We start from the raw sequence: 21,180 nt of genomic DNA, 5'->3' as shown, positions 1-21,180 counted from the left end.
ACGTTCGGCGTTCGGCCCGTCACGGCGCGCCGCACCGAAGATCGGCAACGCCGGGCCGCCATAGTAGGCTCCGGCAGACCCCCGTAGATCCCGCATTCGGGAGGTTCACCAGCATGTCGTCCCCTCGGCTGCCCTCGACCGCCCACGTGCGCTGGGTGCGCCAGCCGTGACGGCCCGGCGCCTGACCTCCATCCGGTCGAGGATCGCGATGATGCTCCTCGTACCGCTGCTGTCGCTGGTCGCGCTGTGGACCTACCTCACCGCCATCAGCTTCGGCGACGCCAAGGCCCTGCTGGACAGCGAGCGGTTCCAGGAGCAGACGCTGCTGCCCACCCAGCGGCTGGTCGACGCGCTGCAGAAGGAGCGCCGCCTGTCGCTGGCCGCCCTGGGCGCCCGCTCCGCGACCCGGCATCCCGAGCTGACCGCCCAGCGCCGCGCCACCGACGGGGTCCGCGCGAGCGTGGAGCGTTACAGCAAGGACCCCGACACCCGCGGGACGATCGAACCCGCCGTCCGCGCACGCCTGGACGGGCTGCTGCGGCGGCTGGGCGAGCTGGACGGCATGCGCCGCCAGGTCGACGAGCGCGGCGCCGACCGCGCCGGGGTCCTGAACGACTACTCGGCCGTCATCGACGCCGCGTTCGGCGTCTACGGGGCCGTCACCCCCGAGGACCCGCGCATCGCCGCCGAAGCCCGCACGCTGCTGCAGCTCACCCGCGCCCGCGAGTACCTGGCCCGCGAGGACGCCCTGGTCGCCGGCGTGCTGGCGGCCGGCCGCCTGACCGGCGCCGAACGCGCCCAGTTCGCCCAGTTCACCGGCGTCCAGCGGTACACCTACGCCGACGCGGTGCCGGGCCTGCCCGCCGCCGACCGCGTCCGCTACGACCGGCTGGTCACCATGCCGCAGTTCGCCCGGCTGCACGCGCTGGAGGAGCGGATCCTGCACGCGGCCGAGCGCGACGCCGCGCGCACCGGCCGGACCGACCGCGTCGAGGGCACGAGCGCCACGGCGCGCGGCGGCACCGGCGTCGCCGACCCCGCCGTGCCCATGACGCCGCCCGTCGGCGCGGCGGACTGGAACGCGGCCGCCGTCCCCGTCCTCGACCGTCTCTACGGCTTCGAGAACCAGGTGCTGGACGGCGTCACCGAGCGGGCCCGCGGCATCGCCATCGGCGTGTTCGCCCGGCTGGCCATCGCCGGCGGCCTCGGCCTGGTCGCGCTGGTGCTGTCCGTGGTGGTCGCGGCGCGCGTCTCGCGGCGGCTGCTGCGCGAGTGCCGCACGCTCACCGCCCGCGTCGTCGACTTCACCAGGCGGCGCCTGCCCCAGCTCGCCGAGGACGCGCGCGCCGGACGGCCCATCCGCACGGCCGACGAGGAACCCGACGACGACTACCAGATCGACGAGATCCGGCAGATCTCCCAGTCGTTCGCGCGCGCCCGGGAGGCGGTCCTGCTGGCCGCCGCCGCCGAGGTCGACGCCCGGCGCGGCATCAACGAGGTGTTCGTCAACCTGGCCCGCCGCAACCAGGCGCTGCTGCACCGCCAGCTCAGCCTGCTGGACGTCATGGAGCACCGCACCGAGGACCCCGGCGAGCTGGCCGACCTGTTCCGCCTGGACCACCTGGCCACCCGCATGCGGCGGCACGCCGAGGGCCTGGTCATCCTGGCCGGCCGCCCGTCCGGCCGCGGCTGGCGCCGGCCGGTGCCGCTGGTGGACGTGGTGCGCGGCGCGGTCGCCGAGGTGGAGGACTACCCGCGGGTCCGGGTGCAGCCGCTGCCCCGGCTGGCGCTGGCCGGGTCCGCCGTGGCCGACGTGGTGCACCTGCTGGCCGAGATCGTGGAGAACGCCACCACGTTCTCCCCGCCGCAGTCGCCCGTGCAGGTCAGCGGGCACGCGGTGGCCAGCGGCTTCGCCATCGAGGTCGAGGACCGGGGCCTCGGCATGTCGGCCGAGGCGGTGCGGCTGGCCAACGAGCGGCTGGCCGACCCGCCGGAGTTCGACCCCGCCGACAGCGCCCGCCTCGGCCTGTTCGTGGTGGCGCGGCTGGCCCACCGCCACGACATCCAGGTCACGCTGCGCCCCTCCCCGTACGGCGGGACCACGGCGATCGTGCTGCTGCCGTCGTCGCTGATCGTCGAGCCCGAGGCGGACGCGCCCGTCCGGCACTCCGTCGGCGAGCAGGACCAGCAGTCGCTGCCGCAGCCCGTGGTCGTCGCGGCGCCCGCCTCGGCGTCGGCCGCCGCGTCCGGGCAGCCGGGCGTCATGCGGCTGGTCGCCGAGCCCTCCGCGCCGTCCGAGCCGCCCACGCCGCCCGTGCTGCGGCCCGCGCCGGTCGCGCCGGTGCCGCGGATCGCGCCGAGCGCGCCGCGGGCCGTCCCGCCGCCGGTTCCGCCGCCCGGTGACACGGCGTCGGACGATCTGCCGCGGCGGCGCCGCACGGGACGTCCGCCCGCCGGAGGACCGCCCGCCGCAGGAGCGTCGCTCGCCGGAGGGGCGCCGGCCGGGGAGCGGCAGCCGTCCGCACCGGACCCGGAGCCGCCCGTGACCGAGGACGGGCTGCCGCGCCGCAGGCGCCAGACGCACCTGGCACCCCAGTTGCGCGAACGGGTGGACGCCGACCTGGCCGCCGCCGGAATCCGTCCCCCGGACGAAGACGTCCCGCCCACCGGCACCGGTCCCCTGTCGCCCCTCGACACCGGCCCCCTGCCCTCACCGCCCGCTCCGCCCGCGCCGCCGGCGGACGCCCCGCCCGCAGACCCCGCCGCCGCCGGCCCTGCCGCCGCGGACCCGCAGCGCTCGCCCGACAGCCTGCGCACGATGCTGTCCGCGATGCAGCGCGGATGGGAACGCGGCCGCCGGGAGGCGGAGCAGGACGGCGCCCCGCCGCCCCCAGCCCAATCCCCCCGAGCCCAGGAGGACGACAGCCGATGACAGAACCCCAGCAGGCCGGAACGGACGGCGGACCCGGCGGCGAGCTGAGCTGGCTGCTCGACAACCTGGTCCAGCGGGTGGCGCAGGTGCAGAACGCGGTCGTGCTGTCCAGCGACGGCCTGCGCATCGCCTCCTCCAGCGGGCTCGAGCGCGAGCAGTCCGACCACCTGTCCGCGGTGGCGGCCAGCTTCCAGAGCCTCGCGCGCGGCGCGGGGGAGAGCTTCGGCGGCGGCCCGGTGCGGCAGACGATCGTGGAGATGGAGTCGGCGTTCCTGTTCGTCACCGCGGCCGGGCAGGGCGCCTGCCTGGCGGTGCTGGCCGACGCGGGCGCCGACCTCGGCGTCATCGCCTACGAGATGGCGATGCTGGTCACGCGGGTCGGGCAGCACCTGTCGGCCGATCCGCGGGTGGGCGCCGAGCCGGGCGGCGCGTGAGATGGCCGGCCCGCACCCCACCGGCTCCGGCGCCGCGGGGCGCCGGTCGCCGGCCTGGCACGACGAGTCGGCCGGGCCCGTGGTGCGTCCGTACGCGCTCACCGGGGGCCGCACGGACCACCAGCGCGCCGAGCAGTTCGACCTGGTCGCGCTGATCGTCACCGACGACGAGGCGGTGGCCGGGCTCGCCCCGGGCGGCGACGCCGGAGCGCAGGTCCCGGCCGGGCCGGGGGCGGCGTCGCAGTGGGCACCGGAGCCGGAACATGAGATGATCTTGGCGCTTTGCCGTACCCCGCTGTCGGTCGTCGAGATAGCGTCGGAACTTGAACTCCCCCTCGGGGTCGTCCGGGTCCTGCTCGGCGACCTGCTCGACCGCTCGCTGATCCAGGTCCGCCGACCCGCGCCGGTGGCCCAGTTCCCCAGCGAGCGCGTACTCAAGGAAGTGATCGATGGAATCCGTGCGCTCTGACGCGGGCCCGCAGCCGGGCGATTCCGCGCTGACCGTCAAGATCCTGGTGGCCGGCGGGTTCGGAGTCGGCAAGACCACGCTGGTGAGCGCGGTGAGCGAGATCCGGCCGCTGCGCACCGAGGAGGCGCTCACCGAGAAGAGCATCGGGATCGACGACACCACCGCCGTCCAGGACAAGACCACCACGACGGTGGCCATGGACTTCGGGCGCATCACGCTGCCCAACGGCCTGGTGCTGTTCGTGTTCGGCACGCCGGGCCAGGACCGTTTCTGGTTCATGTGGGACGAGCTGGCCAAGGGGGCGCTGGGCGCGGTGGTGCTCGTCGACACCCGGCGGCTGGCCGACTGCTTCGCCTCGGTGGACTACTTCGAACGCCGCGGGGTCCCGTTCATCATCGGGGTCAACCGCTTCGAGGGCGCGACGCGGCACTCGCCCGACCAGGTGCGCGACGCCCTGGACCTGCCGTCGTACGTGCCGGTCATCGACTGCGACGTGCGCGACCGCGAGTCGGCCAAACAGGTGCTGATCACGCTGGTGGAGCACATCATGCGGTCGATGAGCAGCCGCCGCGACCCGGGCGCGCTCACCCACTGAGCCGCCGCCGGGCCGGCCGCCGCCCCGGTCGCCGCTACAGGGCGGTGAAGTCGGCGAAGTCGAAGCCGGGGGACACCACGCAGCTCACCAGCGCCTCCTCGGCCCCGGCGGGACGGGCGGCCTGCCACGTCCCGGCCGGGACCAGCGCCTGCGGCCGCTGGCCGCCGATCACGTCCGGGCCGAGGGCGACCGCCTCCGGCGTCTCGCCGGGGCGGTCGCCGTCGCCGCCCAGCAGCAGCGTCAGCGGCCCGCCCCGGTGCCACAGCCACAGCTCGTCCGAGCGGACGGTGTGCCAGACCGACTCCTCGCCCGGCGGCAGCAGGAAGTAGATGCCGGTGGCCGCCGCCCGCTCGCCCGGGTAGCCGTCCGGGGTGAACCGGGCCGCCGCGCGCCACGTCTCGCGGAACCAGCCGCCCTCGGGATGCGGCAGCAGGTCCAGCGCCTCGGCGGTGGCGGGACGGGCCAGCAGCGCCACGTGCCGCCCGTGCGGCCCGCGCCGCGCGTACCGCACCCGCGTCACCCGCGTGCGGTCGATCACGGCGCGGGGCGGCGTCAGGCCCGGTTCCGGGTCCAGGTCGACGGCCAGCACCTGCCCGTCGGGGAACATCTCGTCGGCGATCGCCAGGGCCTCGTCCTCGGGCGCCCAGGCCGCCGCCTGGGACGGCAGGACGAACCGCGGCCCGTCCTGCGCCAGCCAGGTCTCGCGCGTCGTCAGCAGCAGCACGGGACGAGCCTAACCGAGCCGCCGATCACCCGACCGTCAGGACGATCTTGCCGGTGGCGCGGCCGGTCTCGCCGCGGGCGTGCGCCTCGGCGACCCGCTCCAGCGGCAGCACGGTGTCGATCTCGACGCGCAGCCGGCCGGCGGCGGCCAGCGCGGCGATCTCCCCGAGGGCGGCGTGGTCCGGCTCGACGACCACGCCCCGGTGCCGGACGCCCGCCTTGTCGGCCTGGGCGGGCAGGTCGTCGGCCAGCTCGTGCAGCACCAGCGACACCAGCGTGCCGCCGGGCCGCATGGTGCGCAGCGAGCGCGGGCCGTAGTCGCCGCCGATGGTGTCCAGCACCACGTCGACGTCTTTCACCGCGTCGGCGAAGTCGACCTCGGTGTAGTCGACCACCTCGTCGGCGCCCAGCCCGCGCACGAAGTCGTGCTTGGCGGCGCGGGCGGTGCCGATCACATGGGCGCCGTGCGCCTTGGCGATCTGGACGGCCAGGTGACCGACGCCCCCGGCGGCGGCGTGCACGAGCACCCGCTGCCCCGGCCGGACGCCGGCGGTGTCCACCAGCGCCTGCCAGGCGGTGAGCGCGGCCAGCGGGATCGCCGCGGCGTGCACGTGGTCGAGCTCGGCGGGCTTGCGGACGAACGTGCGCGCCGGCGCGGCGACGTACTCGGCGTAGGCGCCGTTCGCGAACGGGCAGCGCAGCATGCCGAACACCTCGTCGCCGGGCTCGAACAGCGTCACGCCGAGCCCCACCTCCTCGACCACGCCCGACACGTCCCAGCCGAGCGTGAACGGCGGGCGCTTATCGTCCGCGTCCCGGACGGCGCCGTCCGTTCGACCGGCTCACTCCATCTCGGACAGGCGGGCCGGGTCGAAGCCGATGGGGAAGGGGCGGTCGACCGTCAGCTCCTCGCCCGCCCTGACGCGGGCGAGCGTGCGGTACGCGGCGCCGTCCCGCGCCGGGCCGGTCAGCTCCAGCAGCGTCACCGCGGGCCGCGGCTCCAGGTCGATGATCCAGTAGTGCGGGATGCCGGTGGCGGCGTACTCGGCGACCTTCGCGCACCGGTCGATCCGCTCGCTGCCGGTGCGGGGCGTGACGACCTCGGCGACCAGGAGCAGGTCGGGGCCGTAGTAGGCGCGGCTGCGCCGTTCCAGCGCGGCCCGGGCCACCTCCCGGCCGACCACGAACACGTCGGGCTTGCGGACGCCGCGCGGCGTGATGACGTCCTGCGGCGTGCCCGCCACGTGCACGTCCGCGTCGGCCCGTCCGGCGGCGTCCTTGAGGATGTCGCGCAGCCGGGCGGCGGCGTGGTCGTGCCACAGGTCGCCGGGCAGCTCGGTCAGCCAGCCGTCGGCCAGCTCGTAGCGGCGCCCGTCGTCCTCGGGCATGGCGTCCAGGTCGTAGAGGGTGTACGGGCCGAACGCGTGGCCGACGGAGTTCACCACTGGACACGTCCCTTCCCGAGCACCCGGCCTCCTTGATCACCTGGCGTATCGCGAATGTAACGGACCGTCCGCGCGGACGGGCGTAAGGCGCGCGTCCACTGCGATATCTCTCGCCTGGCGAGCGAGGTCGAGTTACGATGTATCTCGTTTATCCGTCCAAGGTCGATCCGCCTTGACCCTCCCGTGGCGAGAGGGTGCAGGCTCGGTGGCGGCGCCGTCCCTCGGGGCGCCGTGAAACGGCGTCCCGCGAGGCGCCGCGCACAGGACGCGAAGGGGAGATGCCATGAACGGCGAGCAGCGGCCGAGGCCCGCGCAACCGGCCGGGTCCTCCCAGCGCGCCTCCGACCGCGACCGCGACGAACGCCTCGTCCGCCTGCACACCGCCTTCGCCGAGGGACGGCTGACCGAGGCCGAGCTCGACGAGCGCATCGACCTGGTGCTGGCCGCCCGCACCTACGCCGACCTCGACCGCCTCACCGCCGACCTGCCCGGGCCCGACGGGGCCGCGCCCGGCGGTCCGGTTCCGGCCGCACCGCGGGCCCGCGTCGTCCCGGGGCGCACGGGCCTGGCCGGCCGCTGGCAGATGGCCTACAAGAGCAGCGTCCGCCGCACCGGCCGCTGGCGCCTGCCCGAGCGGTACACCGCCGTCGTCTACAAGGGCGAATGCCTGCTCGACCTGCGGTCGGCCGAACTCTCCTCACCGGTCACCGTCGTGCGGGTGGTGGCCTACAAGTCGCACGTCGACATCGTCGTCCCGCCGAACGTGCGGCTGGAGATCGGCGGGCTGGGCGTGTCCACCGAAGTGCACGGAGCCGCCGCCGACCACGACGCTCCCGTGGTGCAGGTGCACGGCATCGCCTACAAGGGCACGATCGAGGCAAAAGATCAACTTCGCCTGGCCTGAGGCGATATAAACACTCCGCGACACCTTTGACCGACGATCGGGCGGTTGTCGGTACAGACGCTGATGTGAAGCGGTTTGATGGTGTCCCATCGCCGAGTCGGCACCGACGGGTCCTGCGGGACCGCTGCGCGCGTGAAGGAGCGGGAGTGACGGCACAGACCCCTGAGCAGGACAGTGCCCGGCCATCGGCGGGGACGGATCCTTCCCCGGGGCCCGATCTGTCCGGCCCGCGGGCCTCCCGCCGGATCCGGCGGCGGCTGGCCTTCAGTGCCCCCGACACGCTCGACGAGACGCCCGCGCCCAGCGGCCGCTCGTCCCGGGGCAGGGGCGGGCGCGGCAGGAACGTCCCGTCCCCCTGGCAGCGCGCCCAGGACGCCTGGCGCCGCGCGGGCGTGCCCTGGCAGCCGGACGACGACGCCGAGCCTTCCGCCGTCCACCAGCCGAGGAAGCCCGCCAAGCCCACGCCCGCTCCCTCCAAGCCCGCCGCCCCGAAGGCCAAGCCGAAGCCAGAGGCGAGGTCAGAGGCGAAGCCGGCGCCGAAGGGGAAGACCGAGCCGAAACCGCAGGCGAAGGCCGAACCCAAGGCCGCGCCCAAGACGAAGCCGAAGGCCGAACCCAAGGCCGCCGCCAAGCCCAAGCCTGAGCCCAAGGCCCAGTCCAAGTCCAAGACGGAGCCCAAGTCCAAGACGGCCCCCAAGCCGAAGGCCAAGCCTCAAGCGCAGGCGAAGCCGAAGACCGAACCCAAGCCGAAGGCTGGGCAGAAGGCGAACACGGCTCCCAAGCCGAAGGCCGCGGCCAAGCCCCAAGAGACGGCGAAACCGCAGGCGAAGGCGCAGGCGCAGGCGCAGAGCAAGGCTGAGGTCGCGGCGGTGCGCGGGCGCAGGCGGCTGGTGGCCGCCGGGTCCGCGGTCGTCGTCGTGGTCGTCGTGGCGGCGGGCGCGTACGCGGCCGGGAGCGGCGAGGACGAGGCGGGGTCGGCGGTGCCCGCGGCCATCGCGGCCGACCGCCTGTTCGGCACCGACCCGGCGGCTGGCACGGACGGCCTGGTGCAGGGGCTGTCGGCCGTGGCGGCGTCCGGCGGCACCGTCGTGGCGGTGGGGGACGAGAAGGCCGGCGACGGCGCCGAGGGCCGGGAACGCGCGCAGTTCCTGGTGTCCGGCGACGCGGGGCGAAGCTGGCGGCTGGCGCGGGTGAAGGCCGCGGGCGGGGGCGAGCCGTCGCCCGGCGACCAGCCCCGGCACGTCGCGGGCGGCTCGGGACGGTGGGCGGCGCTGGGGCAGGCCGCCCCGCCGCCCGGCGCGGCCGCGGCGGCCGCCGGCGTGGCCGTGTGGACCAGCCGCGACGGCCGCGTCTGGACGCGCGAGGCGGCGAACGCGGGCGCGGCGTTCCGTTCGGGCGACCGGATCAACGCGCTGACCCGCACGCCCGCCGGGTTCGCGGCCGTGGGCGCGCACTCGCCGAGCGGCACGTTCCGGGGCGACCAGCGGGCCGTGGTGTGGACCTCGGCCGACGGCCGGTCCTGGCGGCGCGCCGACCGTCCGGCCAACGGTGAGATCACCGGACTGGACAGGGTGGCGGCGACCGGGAACGGCGCGCTGGTGGCGCACGGCTGGTTCGCCCGGAAGGTCACCAAGACCGTCGCCAGGAAGGGCAAGCGCCGGAAGCAGACCGCGACGCAGCGCGGCGAGGGGCTGTGGCTGTCGCCCGACGGCGGGCGCACGTGGACGCCGGTGACGGTGCCGCAGGCGCAGGGCTCCTACGGGCCGACCATCGGACTGGCGGCCGGGCCCGGCGGCGTGTACGTCGCCCGCGAGGGCAGGCGCGTGACCGGGACGAAGAAGCGCCGCACCACCACCCGCCACGGCGTGATCTTCTCCTCGCCCGACGGGCGGACGTGGGCGCCGGCCGGGCAGGTGTCGGTGCCGTCGTACGGGGGAGTGGCGCGGCTGGCGGGGTCGTCCACCGGCCTGGCGGTCCTGGTGCGCGGCAAGGGCGGCGCCGGGACGGTGCTGCGCAGCGGCGACGGACGCACCTGGCGACCCGGCGGCGACGTGGGGGCCATGGCCGCCGCCCCCGGTGCGGGGCTCACCGTCAGCGGGCTGACGGTCGCGGCGGGCGCCGCCGCCGTCATCACCGGACGCCGGGGTGACGACCCGTACCTGGCGCTGTCGGGCGAGGCGGCGGCTCGTCCGGTGAACGCCGTGGACCTGGCCAAGGTGCCGGGTGCGATCCGTCCCGAACGCGCCGTCACGTCCATGGGCGTGGGGGCGGGACGTGTCGTCGCCGTGGGCAGCACGGGTGGCGGCGGGGCGGTGTGGAGCGCGCCCGCCGCGAACCCGGGCGCCTGGGCGCGCGCGAAGACGCCCGACCTGCGCGCGGGCAAGGCGGCCGGTGGGCCGCGCCAGCTGCGGCAGCGGTTCGGCGATGTCGTCCACGGTTCCAAGGGGTGGCTCGCCGTCGGACGTGTCACCGCACCCGACGGGAAGGTGACGCCCCTGGTGGCCGGGTCCGCGGACGGCGTGACGTGGCGCAGGGCCCCGTTCCCCGGGGCGCGGGGCAACATCGTGGACGGGTGCACGTCCGGGCCGTCCGGCTACGTCGTCGTCGGCACGTCCGCAGGGAAGGCCGCCGCGTGGCGTTCCACCGACCTCAAGACCTGGAAGCGCGGCTCGAACGCGGGCAAGGGCGACCTGGACGGCCGCACGTGGATGCGGGACGTCGCGGCCACGTCCAAGGGCTATGTGGCCGTCGGCGGCCGTCAGGCGACCACGGGCGCCGGTCGCAAGCCGGCCAAGCCCGTCTCCTACCTGCCCGCGGTGTGGACGTCGCGGGACGGTGCGAAGTGGTCGGCCGTCGCGCCGCCGCCGCTGCCGTCCGGGGTCGCGTCGGGGGCGTTCCACCAGATCGTGGCGCGCGGCGACGTTCTCGTCGGACTCGGCTGGGGCACCGCGCCGCAGGCCGCCGGCAAGCCCGCGCGCTGGCTGGCGTTCACGGGGGTGTCGTCCGACGGCGGCCGTACGTGGCGTACGAGCGTGCCCACGGGAGCCGGGGAGGCGTCGGAGCTCACCTCGTCCGTGGTGACGCCCAAGGGTTTCGTGGTGGCCGGTACGGTCGGCGGTCCCGGCGCACAGGACGCGGCGATGTGGGCCTCGACGGACGGGGCCGCGTGGCGGCGGGTCCCGGCGCGCGGCACCGGCCTGGACGGGCCGGGGGATCAGCGGCTCACCGCGCTGGCCGCGGTGGGCGGGGACGTGCTCGCCGTGGGCGTGAACGCCGACCACCGGGGTGAGACGCCCACCTTGTGGCGGACGACGGCCCCGTGACCCGCGCCCACGCCCGGAGCGGTTTCGTTCGGGGCTGCGGTTCGCTTACGAAGGACAGCGCGGCTCAACCGTTGCAGCCGCAGGAGCAGCCCTTCGGGCAGGAGCATCCGCCGCCGTGTCCACAACTGCATCCAGCTTTGCTCATGCCCGGAACGTAGCTCTTTGGGCGATGTGCGGTCTATGACTGGAACGCAACGAACGTCTGGTCACGGGGGCAATGCCCCCGTGACCCCGGCGCTCCCGGCGCCGGCGCACGCCCCGCCCGGTCAGGCGTTGATGTGCAGGTTCACGTCCAGCAGGACCAGGAACCACAGGAAGACGGCCAGCAGTGCGCTGCCGACCCGGCGCAGCAGTTCCACGGTGATGTAGCCGCGGTCCCAGGCCACGAACAGCCCGATGATGATGTAGAGCAGGCCGATGAGGCTGATGCCCGGCCGGTAGCGGTACGCCATGACGGGCGGCTCCTTCCGCAGGCGCCATCGGTGACGGCGATACGCCCGGACGGCTGCCCCGGCCCGCGCGATCGAAAACTGCGCCGGATATCGGACGAAATGGCCCGCCATATTCGGTCGAACCGTAAATCGCGGGTGTAGCGGATGCGTCGTCGGCGGCGATACTCCGGATGTCGCGCGATGGCCGGCTGCCCACGGGCAGCGCACGCCGGCCATCGCCCGCGACACCCGAGTCCCCGTGCCACCGCCGCCCTCGCCGCCCGCGGCTCGCGCCCGGTGGCGAAGCGGCCTTCGCCGCGCCTACTCGCCGCGCCTACTCGCCGGGGGGCGTGTTCGGGGCGGTGGCGGGCTTGCCGGCCGACATGTCGATGCGCACGACCGCCGGGTCGCGGTCGCCGGTGGGGCGGTCGGCGAACTCGGACCGCCGGTGCACCACGTCGTACTCGTGCTTGCGGCGCGCCAGCGACGGGCTCAGCATGATGTGGTCGAGGGCCTGCGCGTTCCCGCTCGACACGGCCGTGTACCGCTCCGCGCGGGGCAGTTCGTCGGTCATGTTGCGCAGCCCCGCCTCCCGGGCGAGGTCGCGCACCGGGACGGAGAACTCGGGCTCGTTGAGGCTGCCGGCGACGATGACGTCGGCGTTCCCGTCCATGGCGCGCACCGACCGGACGAACCGCGCCACCACCTTCCCCTGCGCGGCGCGGCGCCACTCGCTGGGGCGGCGCGGCGGCTGGATGCGGCCGAACGCGGGCTGGTCGTCGCCGCTCTTGGGGTACCAGTGGTTGGCCACGACGATGATCCGCCGTCCCCGCCAGGTGATCTCACCGGCCAGCGGCTTGCGCGAGTTGCTCCACACCGGGTCGGCGGGCGCGACGCGGCCGGGGCTGAGGCTGAGCCGGGCGCGCCCTCCCTCGGCGAGCGCGCGCACCGCCGTGCGGGTCAGGTCGGGGCCGCCGGGCGACGCGGCGGGGCCCAGGCCGTCGCCGCCGCCGCGCGCGGGCCGGTCGACGAAGCCCAGCCCCCGGTCGGTGCGGAACAGGAAGCCCACGTGGTCGTTGGAGCCTTCCTCGCCGCCGTCGGCGTTGTCGCGCGGCGCCACCGACCGCCAGTCGTAGGCCGGGCCGCCCGCCTCGCTGATCGCCGCGATCAGCTCGGCCACGGTCTGGTCGGCGGCGACCGTGCCGTCGTCGTCGGGGCCGCTGTTGTCCCGCACCCCGGACACCGTGATCAGGTCGGGCGAGCGCAGGCCGTCCACGATGTCGGCGGCCACGGCGCGGAACCGCTCGCGCGGCGCGCTCGGGGCGAGGCCGTCCACGTTCAGCGTCGCCACGGCCAGCTCGCCGGAACGCTGCGGACGCGTCGTCTCGCGCCGGAGCCCGCCGCTTCGGGTGCGCGGCGTCGCGGTCGGCAGCAGCGTGTACGTGCCGTAGCCGTAGTCGAGCACGCCCTCGACGTGGCCGGGCAGCCGGTCGCCGACGTTCACGGTGGGCAGCGGGGCCAGCGCGTCGTCGAGGACGACCCGTTCGGGGTTGGCGTCGCCGACCCCCGCGACGATGCCGCCGCGCGCGGTGCGCCGGCCCGCCCCCGCGCCGCCCGCGGGCAGCACGGGGATCTGGCCGTCGCTGGACGGGCCGACGGCCACCGCGTCCTGCACGCGGACGCGCATGCCCTCCAGCGTCTCGTAGAAGTCCAGGGCGTCGCGGCGCGGGTCGAACACGCCCGCGGTCTCGACGTTGAGGGGGAGGCCGCGGCCGTCGTCGTCCACCACCTCGCCCGGCGGCCTGCGGCCTTTCGGCCCCAGCGTCACCGGCGGGGGCAGCGGCACGCCGCGGGCCTCCACCGCGGTGGCGGTCGCGTCGATCTCGGTGCGGCCCAGGTTCGCCGACGCCCTCCCGCCGGGGCGGAACTCACTGACCTTGCCGTCGACGCGCACGGCGTCGGCCACGGTCACCGGCGGCCGGTTGCGCGTGTAGACGAAGACGCCCTCGGACGTGGCGTCGTTCCGGTCGGGCCGCGGGTCCTGCATCCAGAAGCCGTTGGCGGTCAGGGTCGTCACGACCCCGCGCACGCCCGTCACCCGCGCCCCGTTCAGCGGCGACACGTGCCCGGCGCCCTGGATGTCGCGGATGCGGATCTGCCGGGTGCGCGAGGCGCCGGGCGGTACGGCGCCGCGCGCGCCGGCACGCGTGGCGCCGTCCGGGACGGTCTGCGGGGCGCCCGGGGTGCCCCGCGCGGGGTCGTACGCGGCGGCCCCCACGCCCTCGGGCGGTGCCGCCTGGGAGGTCGGCACCGCGAGAACGGGCAGGGCGAGCACCGCTCCCATGAGGAGGGTTCTGGGCACTGCGGGGCGGCGGCCGCGCCCCCGTCCGACGTAGGTCACCCACGCTCCATGCTCGACTGACGCGCGTGTTCTCGGTGGTGCGCTCGGCGCCCGCCGTCACGGGCGGGCGCCGCACACGACAAAGGATGACATGCGTTGTCGGTGAGGAGAAAGCGGTTGCTGAACAAGCCGGGCGACCTCGGGGTGAATCAGCCTGACGGGGTGAATCAGCCTGACGGGGTGAATCAGCCTGACGGGGTGAATCAGCCTGACACGTCCTGCCGGTCGCTCAGTCGAAGAGCACGACCTGGCGGATCACCTCGCCCTTGCGCAGGGCCTGCACGGCGTCGTTGAGGTCCTCGAAGCGGATGCGCCGGGAGATCAGGCCGTCGATGTCCAGGCGCCCGGCCCGCCACAGGTCGACGAACAGCGGGATGTCGTGCTTGAGGTCGCAGCCGCCGTACAGCGACGCCTTGAGGTTCTTGCCGTCGAACAGCAGCGCGAACGCGCTCAGCTCGACGTTGTCGTCGGCCGCGCCCGCGCCGACCACGATGACGTCGCCGCCGCGCCGGGTGAGGTTCCAGGCGGTGGTGATGGCCGCGGCCTTGCCGACCACCTCGAAGGTGTAGTCGAACCCGGCGCCGCCGGTCAGCAGCCCCTTGGTCTCCTCCAGGTTGTCCAGCGTGGCGACGTGCGTGGCGCCGAACTGCTTGGCGACCGGGTGCTTGGCCTCGTTGGGGTCGACGGCCAGGACGGTGGACGCGCCGGCGATCCGGGCGCCCTGGATGACCGCCAGGCCCACGCCGCCCGCGCCGATCACCGCGACCTTGGACCCGGGCCGCACCCGCGCGGTGTTGATCGCCGCGCCCACGCCGGTGGGGATGCCGCAGCCGAGCAGCGCGGCGTACTCGAACGGCACGTCCTCGGCGATCTTGACGACGCCCTGCCGGGGCACCGTCATCTCCTCCGCCCAGGTGCCGCAGCCCGCCATGCCGAACGCGGGGCTGTCGGCGCCGATGCGGAACCGCGGGTCGCCGAACGACTGCGCGATGAACGTCATGCACAGGTACGGCTGGCCGCGCAGGCAGTCGGGGCAGGTGCCGCAGTCGGGGGTCCAGTTGACCACCACGTGGTCGCCCGGCTGGACGTGGGTGACGTGCTCGCCGACCTCGGCGACGATCCCGGCGCCCTCGTGGCCGAGCACGGTCGGCGGCGCGGCGGGCAGCACGCCGGTCATGGTGGACAGGTCGGAGTGGCAGACGCCGGTCGCCTTGAGGTGGACCTTCACCTGGTCGGGACCGGGGGCGACGGCGGTGACGTCGTCGCGCAGGTCGAGTTCGGTGTCGCCGACCGCGTGCAGTACCGCGGCACGTGCCATGGCTGCCTCCACTGAGGGATCGGACGCCGCGCGGGGCGCGCGGGTCGCGGAAAGGGGTGGGGGAGGGAGGGTTGTGGACGGCCGGGGTCACTCGTCGAGGGTGAGCGCGGCCTTGGGACACGACCGCACCGCGTGCCGGACGCGGTCGGCGTGCTCGGCCGGGACGTCCGGCAGCAGGATCCGCAGCTCGTCGTCGTCGGTCAGGTCGAAGACCTCGGGGGCCAGGCCCACGCACACGGCGTTGGCCTCGCAGACCATGGGGTCGACTCGTACGCGCATCGCCTTCTCCGTTCACTTCCCGGTGGGCTCGCGGTTCCGCCGGACGGGCACGCGAACACGTTCTAGCGACGGCCCGGGTGCGGGGTCGCGCCGGCCGCCGCCCTCCATCATCCTCCGGAAGGTCCGGCTGCCAACATAGCGAACGTCATTCGGTTTGGTCACGGGTGGGGCGAACTCCGTCCTGTCCGGGTGCGCCGGGGTGCGGGCCGCTCGGGAGGCGGGCGGCGTGCGGCCCGGCGCGCGGCGCGTCCCGGCCGTCCGCCCGGCGCCCGCGGCGGCCGGGACGCGCCGATGTCCGCTGCCCCATGACCAAAGTAGAACACGTTTCAGTAAGGTGCCACAAGACGGGCGCCCGGCAGGCCCGCCGCCGGAGCGGCGGGCCCGGCGCGGCCCGGATAGAGTGCGCGGCAGGCCCAGCAGACCTGGGCGCCCCCACGGCCGCCGACCGACCACGGAAGAAGGCAGGGATGACCGACACCATGGCGTCCACCGGCGCGGGAACGCCCTCCGAGGCGGCCCCGCCCGCCGCCCGGACGCCCGTGGACACCGTGTACGAGCCCATGCCCCCCGACCTGCTGCGCGCGGCGCGGCACGCCAAGGGCTTCATGCCCGAGCCCGAGGGGCAGGCGCTGTACGAGACGGCGCTGGAGTACGGCGCGCGGCTCGGCGACCGCGGGCCGCTGCTGGAGGTCGGCAGCTACTGCGGAAAGTCCGCGCTCTACCTGGGCGCGGCGGCGCGGCGCACCGGCACGGTCGTGGTGACCGTGGACCACCACCACGGCTCGGAGGAGAACCAGGCGGGCTGGGAGTACCACGACCCGTCGCTGGTCGACCCGCAGACCGGCCGCATGGACACGCTGCCGACGTTCCGCAAGACGATCGGCGCGGCGGGACTGGAGGACCACGTGGTGGCCGTCGTGGGCGCGTCCCGCACGGTGGCGCGGCTGTGGCGCACCCCGCTGGCGCTGGCGTTCATCGACGGCGGGCACGCGGAGGAGCACGCCCGCGCCGACTACGAGGGCTGGGCGCCGTGGGTGATGGTCGGCGGCGCGCTGGTCGTCCACGACGTGTTCCCCGACCCGGTGGACGGCGGGCAGGCCCCCTACCAGCACATCTACCTGCGGGCGCTGAACAGCGGCGCGTTCGCCGAACGGCGCGTCACGGGCTCGCTGCGCGTGCTGGAGCGCGTGGACGACCGCGACCCGCTCGCCGCGCCGGGCGGGCGGCCGTAGCCCCTCCCAGGGGCCCGCGCGGTTCAGACGCCGACGCGGTTCAGACGCCGACGAGGGCGCAGCCGCAGGCGACGGGGTCGGCGGCCGCGGACGGCCCGAGCGGGCGCCCGGCGATCTCCTTGAACAGGCGGGCGCCCGGCGAGGCGTCCGCCAGCACGTCGGCCGCCAGGATCACCGCGGCGGCCGTGTAGGTGGAACGGTCCCCGGGGAAGTGCCGCCGGTTCTCGAACTGCCAGCCCGTCCAGTACGAGCCGTCCTCGTGCCGCAGGTGCTGGACGGTGGCGAACAGCTCCAGCGCCCGGTCGCGGTCGCCCGCCGCGTCCAGCGCCATCACCAGCTCGCAGCTCTCGGCCGCGGTCACCCACGGCTGGTCGGACACGCAGCGGCAGCCCAGCCCCGGCACCACGAACGTGTCCCAGCCCTCGGCCAGGCGGCGGGCGGCGGCGTCCCCGCGCACCGGGCCGCCCAGCACCGGGTAGTACCAGTCCATCGACCAGCGGCTCTTGTCGGCGAACGCCTCCGGGTGCTCGGCCACCACGTGGCCGAGCTGGTCGGCGGCCAGCTCCCAGTCCGGCTGCGGCTCGCCCAGGTGCTCGGCCAGCGCCACCGCGCAGCGCAGCGACTGGTAGATCGACGAGCAGCCGGTCAGCAGCGCGTGGTCGGCGGCGCGGCCGTCCGGGTCGCGCATCCAGCGGATCTCGCCGCGCCGCGTCTGCAGGCCGAGGGCGAACTCGACGGCGGCGCGCACCGCGGGCCACATGTGCCGGGCGAAGTCCTCGTCGCCGGTCACCAGCAGCTCGTGCCAGACCCCGACCGCCAGGTAGGCGGCGTGGTTGGACTCGCCGCCCGGCTCGGTGACCTCGCCCAGCACCCACTTGGCGGGCCAGGACCCGTCCGGCCGCTGCACGCCGCGCAGCCACTCGTAGGCCAGCCGGGCGTGCTCGCGCAGCCCGGCGACGGTGAGCGCCATGGCGGCCTCGACGTGGTTCCAGGCGTCGACGTGGCCGGGCACGCCGTCCAGCGGCGCGAACCAGGGGATGGCGCCCGACGGCTCCTGCTGGGCGACGATGCTGCGGGCCGTCGCGACGATGTCGTCGGCGGTCACCACGCCGGGCACGGACGGCGGGACCACCTCAGACCGCATCGGCGGTCTCCTGCCCGGCGCCCTCGCCGGAGGTCGTGTCGGCGCCGGCCTTCTCGCCGTCGGCCGCCTGGGAGCCCTTCCCGGCGGGCTTGGTGAAGTAGACGACGACACTCTTGCCGATCAGCGGGTTCAGCACGCGCTCGGCCAGCCGGGTCGGCAGCGGGCGCTTCATGATGTCCCACACCAGGACCTGGTGGTAGGCCTTGGCCAGCGGGTGGCCGTCGTTGTTCACGCCCACCGCGCACTTGATCCACCAGTAGGGGGAGTGCAGGCCGTGCGCGTGGTGGTGGCCGCGCACCCGGAAGCCGGTGGCCTTCAGCTTGGCCTCCAGCTCGGCGCGGGTGTAGATGCGCACGTGCCCGCCGGGGGCGGTGTGGTAGTCCTCCGACAGCGCCCAGCAGATCCGCTCGGGCAGCCACGCCGGCACCGTGACGGCCAGGTGCCCGCCGGGCTTGAGCACCCGCAGCAGCTCGCGCATGGCGCGCATGTCGTCGGGGATGTGCTCCAGCACCTCCGACGCGATGATCTTGTCGAAGTGGTCGTCGGGGAAGGGCATGTCGAGGGCGTCGCCTCGGACGACCCGCGCGGTGGCGTCCTCGGGGGCCTCGCCCGCCAGGCGCATCGCGCCGAACATCTTCTCCACCCCGGCCAGCTCGTCGGCGTCCAGGTCGAAGGCCACGACGTGCGCCCCCCGCCGGTACAGCTCGAAGGCGTGCCGTCCGGCGCCGCATCCCATGTCCAGCACCCGTTCTCCGGGGGTGACGCGGAACCGCTGGAAATCCACGGTCAGCAGGGTCGTGCTCCTTCCGTACGGGGGACGCGCGGGGCCGTCCCTCAGTCGGTGTGCGGGCCCGGACGGGCGCCGTCTACCGCCGGCGGCGCGCGGCGGCGGCCAGCCGCAGGTAGCGATGCTGGCGGATGGCGGTGCGGTAGTGCTCCACCGTCGCCTGCGCCACGGCCCGCCAGGCGAACCGCTCGCGCACCCGCGCGAGCGCCGCCTCCGAGAGCCGGGCGCGTTCGGCGGGCGAGTCGTGCAGGCGGCGCAGCGTGGCGGCCAGCTCCTCGACGTCGCCCGGCTCCACCAGCACGGCCGCGTCGCCGACCACCTCGGGCAGGGCCCCGGCGCGGCTGGCGACCAGCGGCGTACCGGACGCCATGTGCTCGACGGCGGGCAGCGAGAACCCCTCGTACCGGGACGGCACCACCGCGATCTCGGCGGACGCCAGCAGCTCGCCCAGCTCCTCGTCGCCGATGCCGCTGACGAACCGCACCCGCTCGCCCAGCGCCAGCTCCCGGACCAGCCTGGCCGTGGGGCCCTCCGGCTGCGGGCGGCTGACGACGACCACGTGCACGTCGCGTTCGGTGGCGACCTTGGCGACCGCGCGCAGCAGCACGTCCACGCCCTTGATCGGCGCGTCCGCGCTGGCCATCGCGACGATCCGGCCGGGCACCCGCTCGCCGCGCGGGTGGAAGATCCGGGTGTCGACGCCCAGCGGCAGGATCTCGATGTCGCGCGGGTCGACCCGGAAGTCCTTGACGATGTCGACCTTGGAGGACTCCGAGACGGTCAGCACCGGTCCGACCCGCCGCGCCACCTGCGCCTGCATCGCCACGAACCCGTACCAGCGGCGCTTGCCGAGGCGTTCCACCAGCCCCTGCGCCGCCTCCAGCTCGATCCGCCGGTCCACGCTGATCGGGTGGTGGATGCTGGTGACCAGCGGCAGGCCCAGCCGGGCGATGCCGAGGTTGCCCAGGCCGAGCACCTGGTTGTCGTGCGCCACGTCGAAGTCGCCCGGCCGCTGGGACAGGCGCCGCCGCAGCTCGCGCAGTATCCGCAGGCTGAACGTCAGCGGCTCGGGGAAGCCGCCGGTGCGCATGTGGGCGAACTCCAGCACGTCGATCCAGTCGCGGAACTCGCCGAGCGCCGGGGTGCGGAACGGGTCCTCGTCCCGGTACAGGTCCAGGCTGGGGATCTTGGTCAGGACGATCTCGTCCCGGTCCAGCTCCGGATAGGGCTGCCCGGAGAACACCTCGACCGTGTGCCCCAGGTCGACCAGCTCGCGGGTCAGGTGACGCAGGTACACGCCCTGACCGCCGCAGTGCGGCTTGCTCCGGTAGGAGAGCAGTGCGACGCGCAACGGACCGCCCTGCTCCCGGGGCGGTGCCTGCTCTGCCTCAGCCACGCCAGCCCCTGCTCACGCACCACTCCCGTCCAGTAGGGGGACCCCGGGCGATGCCTCGGCCGGGTGCCGGCGCCGTGGCCGCGCGGCCGGCTCAGCCACGCGCCGACGCCTCCTGGACCTCGCGATCCTCGCGAACCCGGACCGGCATCTCCTTTATCCCGTTGATGAAACTAGACCTTAGCCTGCGGAGGTTACCGGAGAGTTCGATATTGGGCATAGCGTCCAAGAGTGTTTCGAAGAGCACACGCAGCTCCAACCGGGCCAGGTGCGAGCCCAGGCAGTAGTGCGGCCCACCGCCGCCGAAGCCCAGGTGGGGGTTGGGGTCGCGGCCCACGTCGAAGACGGACGGGTCGTCGAACACCGCCTCGTCCCGGTTGGCCGAGGCGTAGAACACCACCACCTTGTCGCCCGCGGCGATCTTCTTGCCGCCCAGCTCGGTGTCGCGGACGGCGGTGCGCTTGAACAGGTTGACCGGCGTCACCCAGCGGACGATCTCGTCGACCGCGGTGCCCGCCAGCCCCCGGTCGGCGCGCAGCCGCGCCCACTGGCCGGGGTGCTCGAAGAACGCCGCCATGCCGCCGGACGCGGCGTTGCGCGTGGTCTCGTTGCCCGCCACCGACAACAGCATGACGAACAGCTCGAACTCGTCGCCGGTCAGCTCGTTGCCCTCGGCGTCGGGCCGCAGCAGCCGGGTGACGATGTCGTCGCGCGGGTTCTCGCGGCGCGCGGCCGCCAGCTCGTTGGCGTAGGCGTACAGGGCGGTGGCGGCCGCCAGGCCCTGCTCGGGATCGGACTGGAACTCCGGGTCGTCCGCGCCGATCAGCGTGTTCGACCAGGAGAAGATCTTGTCGCGGTCCTCGGCGGGGGCGCCGAGCAGCTCGCAGATCACGTACAGCGGCAGCGGCGCGGCGATGTCGCGCACGAAGTCGAACCCGCTCGCGGCGCGTCCGGAAGCGGTCACCTCGGTCACCAGCTCCCGGCAGATGTCGCGGACGTGCTCCTCCAGCGCGCCGATCGCGCGGGGCGTGAACCCGCGGTTGACGATGCTGCGCTTGCGGGTGTGCTGGGGCGGGTCCTCGTTGAGCATCATCTTGCGCTGCAGCGCCAGGTGCTCGTCCGTGGGCTCCTCGAACAGCGCCAGCCGCGCGTAGGAGGAGAAGATCTCCGGGTGCCGTGAGACGTGCACCACGTCCTCGTGCCGCGTCACCGCCCAGAACGGCGGGGAGCCCTGCCCGGGATCGCCGGGATGCAGGTGGACGGGGTCGTGCTCGCGCAGCCAGGCCAGCTGGTCGTGCGGGACGCCGCCGAGCTCGTAGGTGCCGAGATCGACCAGATCGATGTCAGGAACAGTCGTCATCGCCGCGGAC

At 75.0% G+C, this 21,180-nt stretch carries 18 protein-coding genes; 7 read left to right on the top strand and 11 right to left on the bottom strand.

Annotated elements, in window-relative coordinates; translation table 11 throughout:
* Positions 1–208 precede the first annotated feature (208 nt).
* The 4 genes from ABZ801_RS10775 to ABZ801_RS10760 are packed head-to-tail and all read left to right on the top strand — an operon-like array spanning position 209 to position 4,430.
* Positions 209–2,932, top strand: a complete 2,724-nt coding sequence (locus ABZ801_RS10775; RefSeq protein ID WP_360695579.1) for a nitrate- and nitrite sensing domain-containing protein — start codon at positions 209–211, stop codon at positions 2,930–2,932.
* Entirely contained in the window at positions 2,929–3,366 is a 438-nt protein-coding gene (locus tag ABZ801_RS10770) for a roadblock/LC7 domain-containing protein (protein ID WP_344953192.1), read from the top strand. Before ABZ801_RS10775 ends, ABZ801_RS10770 begins: the two co-directional genes overlap by 4 nt.
* A 1-nt stretch (position 3,367) precedes the next feature.
* Positions 3,368–3,835, top strand: coding sequence for a DUF742 domain-containing protein (locus ABZ801_RS10765; RefSeq protein ID WP_360695575.1), 468 nt, complete (start codon positions 3,368–3,370; stop codon positions 3,833–3,835).
* Complete coding sequence (locus tag ABZ801_RS10760; RefSeq protein WP_344953196.1) at positions 3,816–4,430, top strand: ATP/GTP-binding protein; 615 nt, start codon at positions 3,816–3,818, stop codon at positions 4,428–4,430. Before ABZ801_RS10765 ends, ABZ801_RS10760 begins: the two co-directional genes overlap by 20 nt.
* Before the next feature lie 34 nt (positions 4,431–4,464).
* Here ABZ801_RS10760 and ABZ801_RS10755 read toward each other — a convergent pair whose 3' ends face one another.
* From ABZ801_RS10755 to ABZ801_RS10745, 3 genes are all read right to left on the bottom strand, one after another.
* Positions 4,465–5,151: a cupin domain-containing protein gene (locus ABZ801_RS10755; protein WP_360695744.1), complete on the bottom strand. Its 687-nt coding sequence runs from the start codon at positions 5,149–5,151 to the stop codon at positions 4,465–4,467.
* 28 nt (positions 5,152–5,179) lie between these two features.
* Positions 5,180–5,926: an NADP-dependent oxidoreductase gene (locus ABZ801_RS10750; protein ID WP_360695572.1), complete on the bottom strand. Its 747-nt coding sequence runs from the start codon at positions 5,924–5,926 to the stop codon at positions 5,180–5,182.
* Between the two features lie 69 nt (positions 5,927–5,995).
* The gene (locus ABZ801_RS10745; RefSeq protein WP_360695569.1) at positions 5,996–6,598 is read right to left on the bottom strand and encodes a Uma2 family endonuclease; all 603 of its coding nucleotides are present in this window, start codon (positions 6,596–6,598) and stop codon (positions 5,996–5,998) included.
* 283 nt (positions 6,599–6,881) lie between these two features.
* Between ABZ801_RS10745 and ABZ801_RS10740 the strand changes: the two genes are divergently transcribed.
* Complete coding sequence (locus ABZ801_RS10740) at positions 6,882–7,502, top strand: DUF1707 domain-containing protein (protein WP_360695566.1); 621 nt, start codon at positions 6,882–6,884, stop codon at positions 7,500–7,502.
* Between the two features lie 146 nt (positions 7,503–7,648).
* Positions 7,649–10,825 carry a hypothetical protein gene (locus ABZ801_RS10735; protein WP_360695563.1) on the top strand — a complete coding sequence of 1,059 codons (3,177 nt, stop codon included), beginning with the start codon at positions 7,649–7,651 and terminating at the stop codon, positions 10,823–10,825.
* A 266-nt stretch (positions 10,826–11,091) separates the two neighbouring features.
* Here ABZ801_RS10735 and ABZ801_RS10730 read toward each other — a convergent pair whose 3' ends face one another.
* The 4 genes from ABZ801_RS10730 to ABZ801_RS10715 all read right to left on the bottom strand — a co-directional run bounded on the left by ABZ801_RS10730 (position 11,092) and on the right by ABZ801_RS10715 (position 15,254).
* A complete protein-coding gene (locus ABZ801_RS10730) occupies positions 11,092–11,277 on the bottom strand; it encodes a hypothetical protein (protein ID WP_344953205.1) in 186 nt (61 codons plus the stop codon).
* Between the two features lie 313 nt (positions 11,278–11,590).
* Positions 11,591–13,657 (bottom strand): endonuclease/exonuclease/phosphatase, encoded by a 2,067-nt coding sequence (locus tag ABZ801_RS10725; RefSeq protein ID WP_360695560.1) that lies wholly within the window; start codon positions 13,655–13,657, stop codon positions 11,591–11,593.
* 229 nt (positions 13,658–13,886) lie between these two features.
* Positions 13,887–14,975 carry a Zn-dependent alcohol dehydrogenase gene (locus ABZ801_RS10720; RefSeq protein WP_344953209.1) on the bottom strand — a complete coding sequence of 363 codons (1,089 nt, stop codon included), beginning with the start codon at positions 14,973–14,975 and terminating at the stop codon, positions 13,887–13,889.
* Between the two features lie 87 nt (positions 14,976–15,062).
* Positions 15,063–15,254 (bottom strand): ferredoxin, encoded by a 192-nt coding sequence (locus tag ABZ801_RS10715; protein ID WP_344953211.1) that lies wholly within the window; start codon positions 15,252–15,254, stop codon positions 15,063–15,065.
* A gap of 560 nt (positions 15,255–15,814) precedes the next feature.
* Between ABZ801_RS10715 and ABZ801_RS10710 the strand changes: the two genes are divergently transcribed.
* Positions 15,815–16,486, top strand: a complete 672-nt coding sequence (locus tag ABZ801_RS10710; RefSeq protein WP_360695741.1) for a class I SAM-dependent methyltransferase — start codon at positions 15,815–15,817, stop codon at positions 16,484–16,486.
* A gap of 40 nt (positions 16,487–16,526) precedes the next feature.
* Here ABZ801_RS10710 and ABZ801_RS10705 read toward each other — a convergent pair whose 3' ends face one another.
* The 4 genes from ABZ801_RS10705 to ABZ801_RS10690 all read right to left on the bottom strand — a co-directional run bounded on the left by ABZ801_RS10705 (position 16,527) and on the right by ABZ801_RS10690 (position 21,170).
* On the bottom strand, positions 16,527–17,630 hold the full coding sequence (locus ABZ801_RS10705) for a prenyltransferase (protein ID WP_344953213.1): 1,104 nt from the start codon (positions 17,628–17,630) through the stop codon (positions 16,527–16,529).
* Entirely contained in the window at positions 17,620–18,423 is an 804-nt protein-coding gene (locus ABZ801_RS10700; RefSeq protein ID WP_360695738.1) for a methyltransferase domain-containing protein, read from the bottom strand. The genes ABZ801_RS10705 and ABZ801_RS10700 overlap by 11 nt, the downstream gene beginning before the upstream one ends.
* Before the next feature lie 73 nt (positions 18,424–18,496).
* Positions 18,497–19,813 (bottom strand): glycosyltransferase family 4 protein, encoded by a 1,317-nt coding sequence (locus tag ABZ801_RS10695; protein WP_344953215.1) that lies wholly within the window; start codon positions 19,811–19,813, stop codon positions 18,497–18,499.
* Between the two features lie 91 nt (positions 19,814–19,904).
* A complete protein-coding gene (locus tag ABZ801_RS10690) occupies positions 19,905–21,170 on the bottom strand; it encodes a cytochrome P450 (RefSeq protein WP_360695553.1) in 1,266 nt (421 codons plus the stop codon).
* Positions 21,171–21,180 lie beyond the last annotated feature (10 nt).

The sequence above is a fragment of the Actinomadura sp. NPDC047616 genome (genome assembly GCF_040642915.1).
GTDB lineage: Bacteria > Actinomycetota > Actinomycetes > Streptosporangiales > Streptosporangiaceae > Spirillospora > Spirillospora miaoliensis.
Note: the sequence above shows the minus strand (reverse complement) of the source record. Positions and strands in the feature narration are given on the sequence as shown.

Excerpts from the sequence above, each read along its gene's own strand:
- ABZ801_RS10775 (WP_360695579.1), top strand. The coding sequence starts at position 209 with ATGATGCTCCTCGTACCGCTGCTGTCGCTGGTCGCGCTGTGGACCTAC.
- ABZ801_RS10770 (WP_344953192.1), top strand. The coding sequence starts at position 2,929 with ATGACAGAACCCCAGCAGGCCGGAACGGACGGCGGACCCGGCGGCGAG.
- ABZ801_RS10765 (WP_360695575.1), top strand. The coding sequence starts at position 3,368 with ATGGCCGGCCCGCACCCCACCGGCTCCGGCGCCGCGGGGCGCCGGTCG.
- ABZ801_RS10760 (WP_344953196.1), top strand. The coding sequence starts at position 3,816 with ATGGAATCCGTGCGCTCTGACGCGGGCCCGCAGCCGGGCGATTCCGCG.
- ABZ801_RS10740 (WP_360695566.1), top strand. The coding sequence starts at position 6,882 with ATGAACGGCGAGCAGCGGCCGAGGCCCGCGCAACCGGCCGGGTCCTCC.
- ABZ801_RS10730 (WP_344953205.1), bottom strand. The coding sequence starts at position 11,277 with ATGGCGTACCGCTACCGGCCGGGCATCAGCCTCATCGGCCTGCTCTAC.
- ABZ801_RS10720 (WP_344953209.1), bottom strand. The coding sequence starts at position 14,975 with ATGGCACGTGCCGCGGTACTGCACGCGGTCGGCGACACCGAACTCGAC.
- ABZ801_RS10715 (WP_344953211.1), bottom strand. The coding sequence starts at position 15,254 with ATGCGCGTACGAGTCGACCCCATGGTCTGCGAGGCCAACGCCGTGTGC.
- ABZ801_RS10710 (WP_360695741.1), top strand. The coding sequence starts at position 15,815 with ATGCCCCCCGACCTGCTGCGCGCGGCGCGGCACGCCAAGGGCTTCATG.
- ABZ801_RS10705 (WP_344953213.1), bottom strand. The coding sequence starts at position 17,630 with ATGCGGTCTGAGGTGGTCCCGCCGTCCGTGCCCGGCGTGGTGACCGCC.
- ABZ801_RS10690 (WP_360695553.1), bottom strand. The coding sequence starts at position 21,170 with ATGACGACTGTTCCTGACATCGATCTGGTCGATCTCGGCACCTACGAG.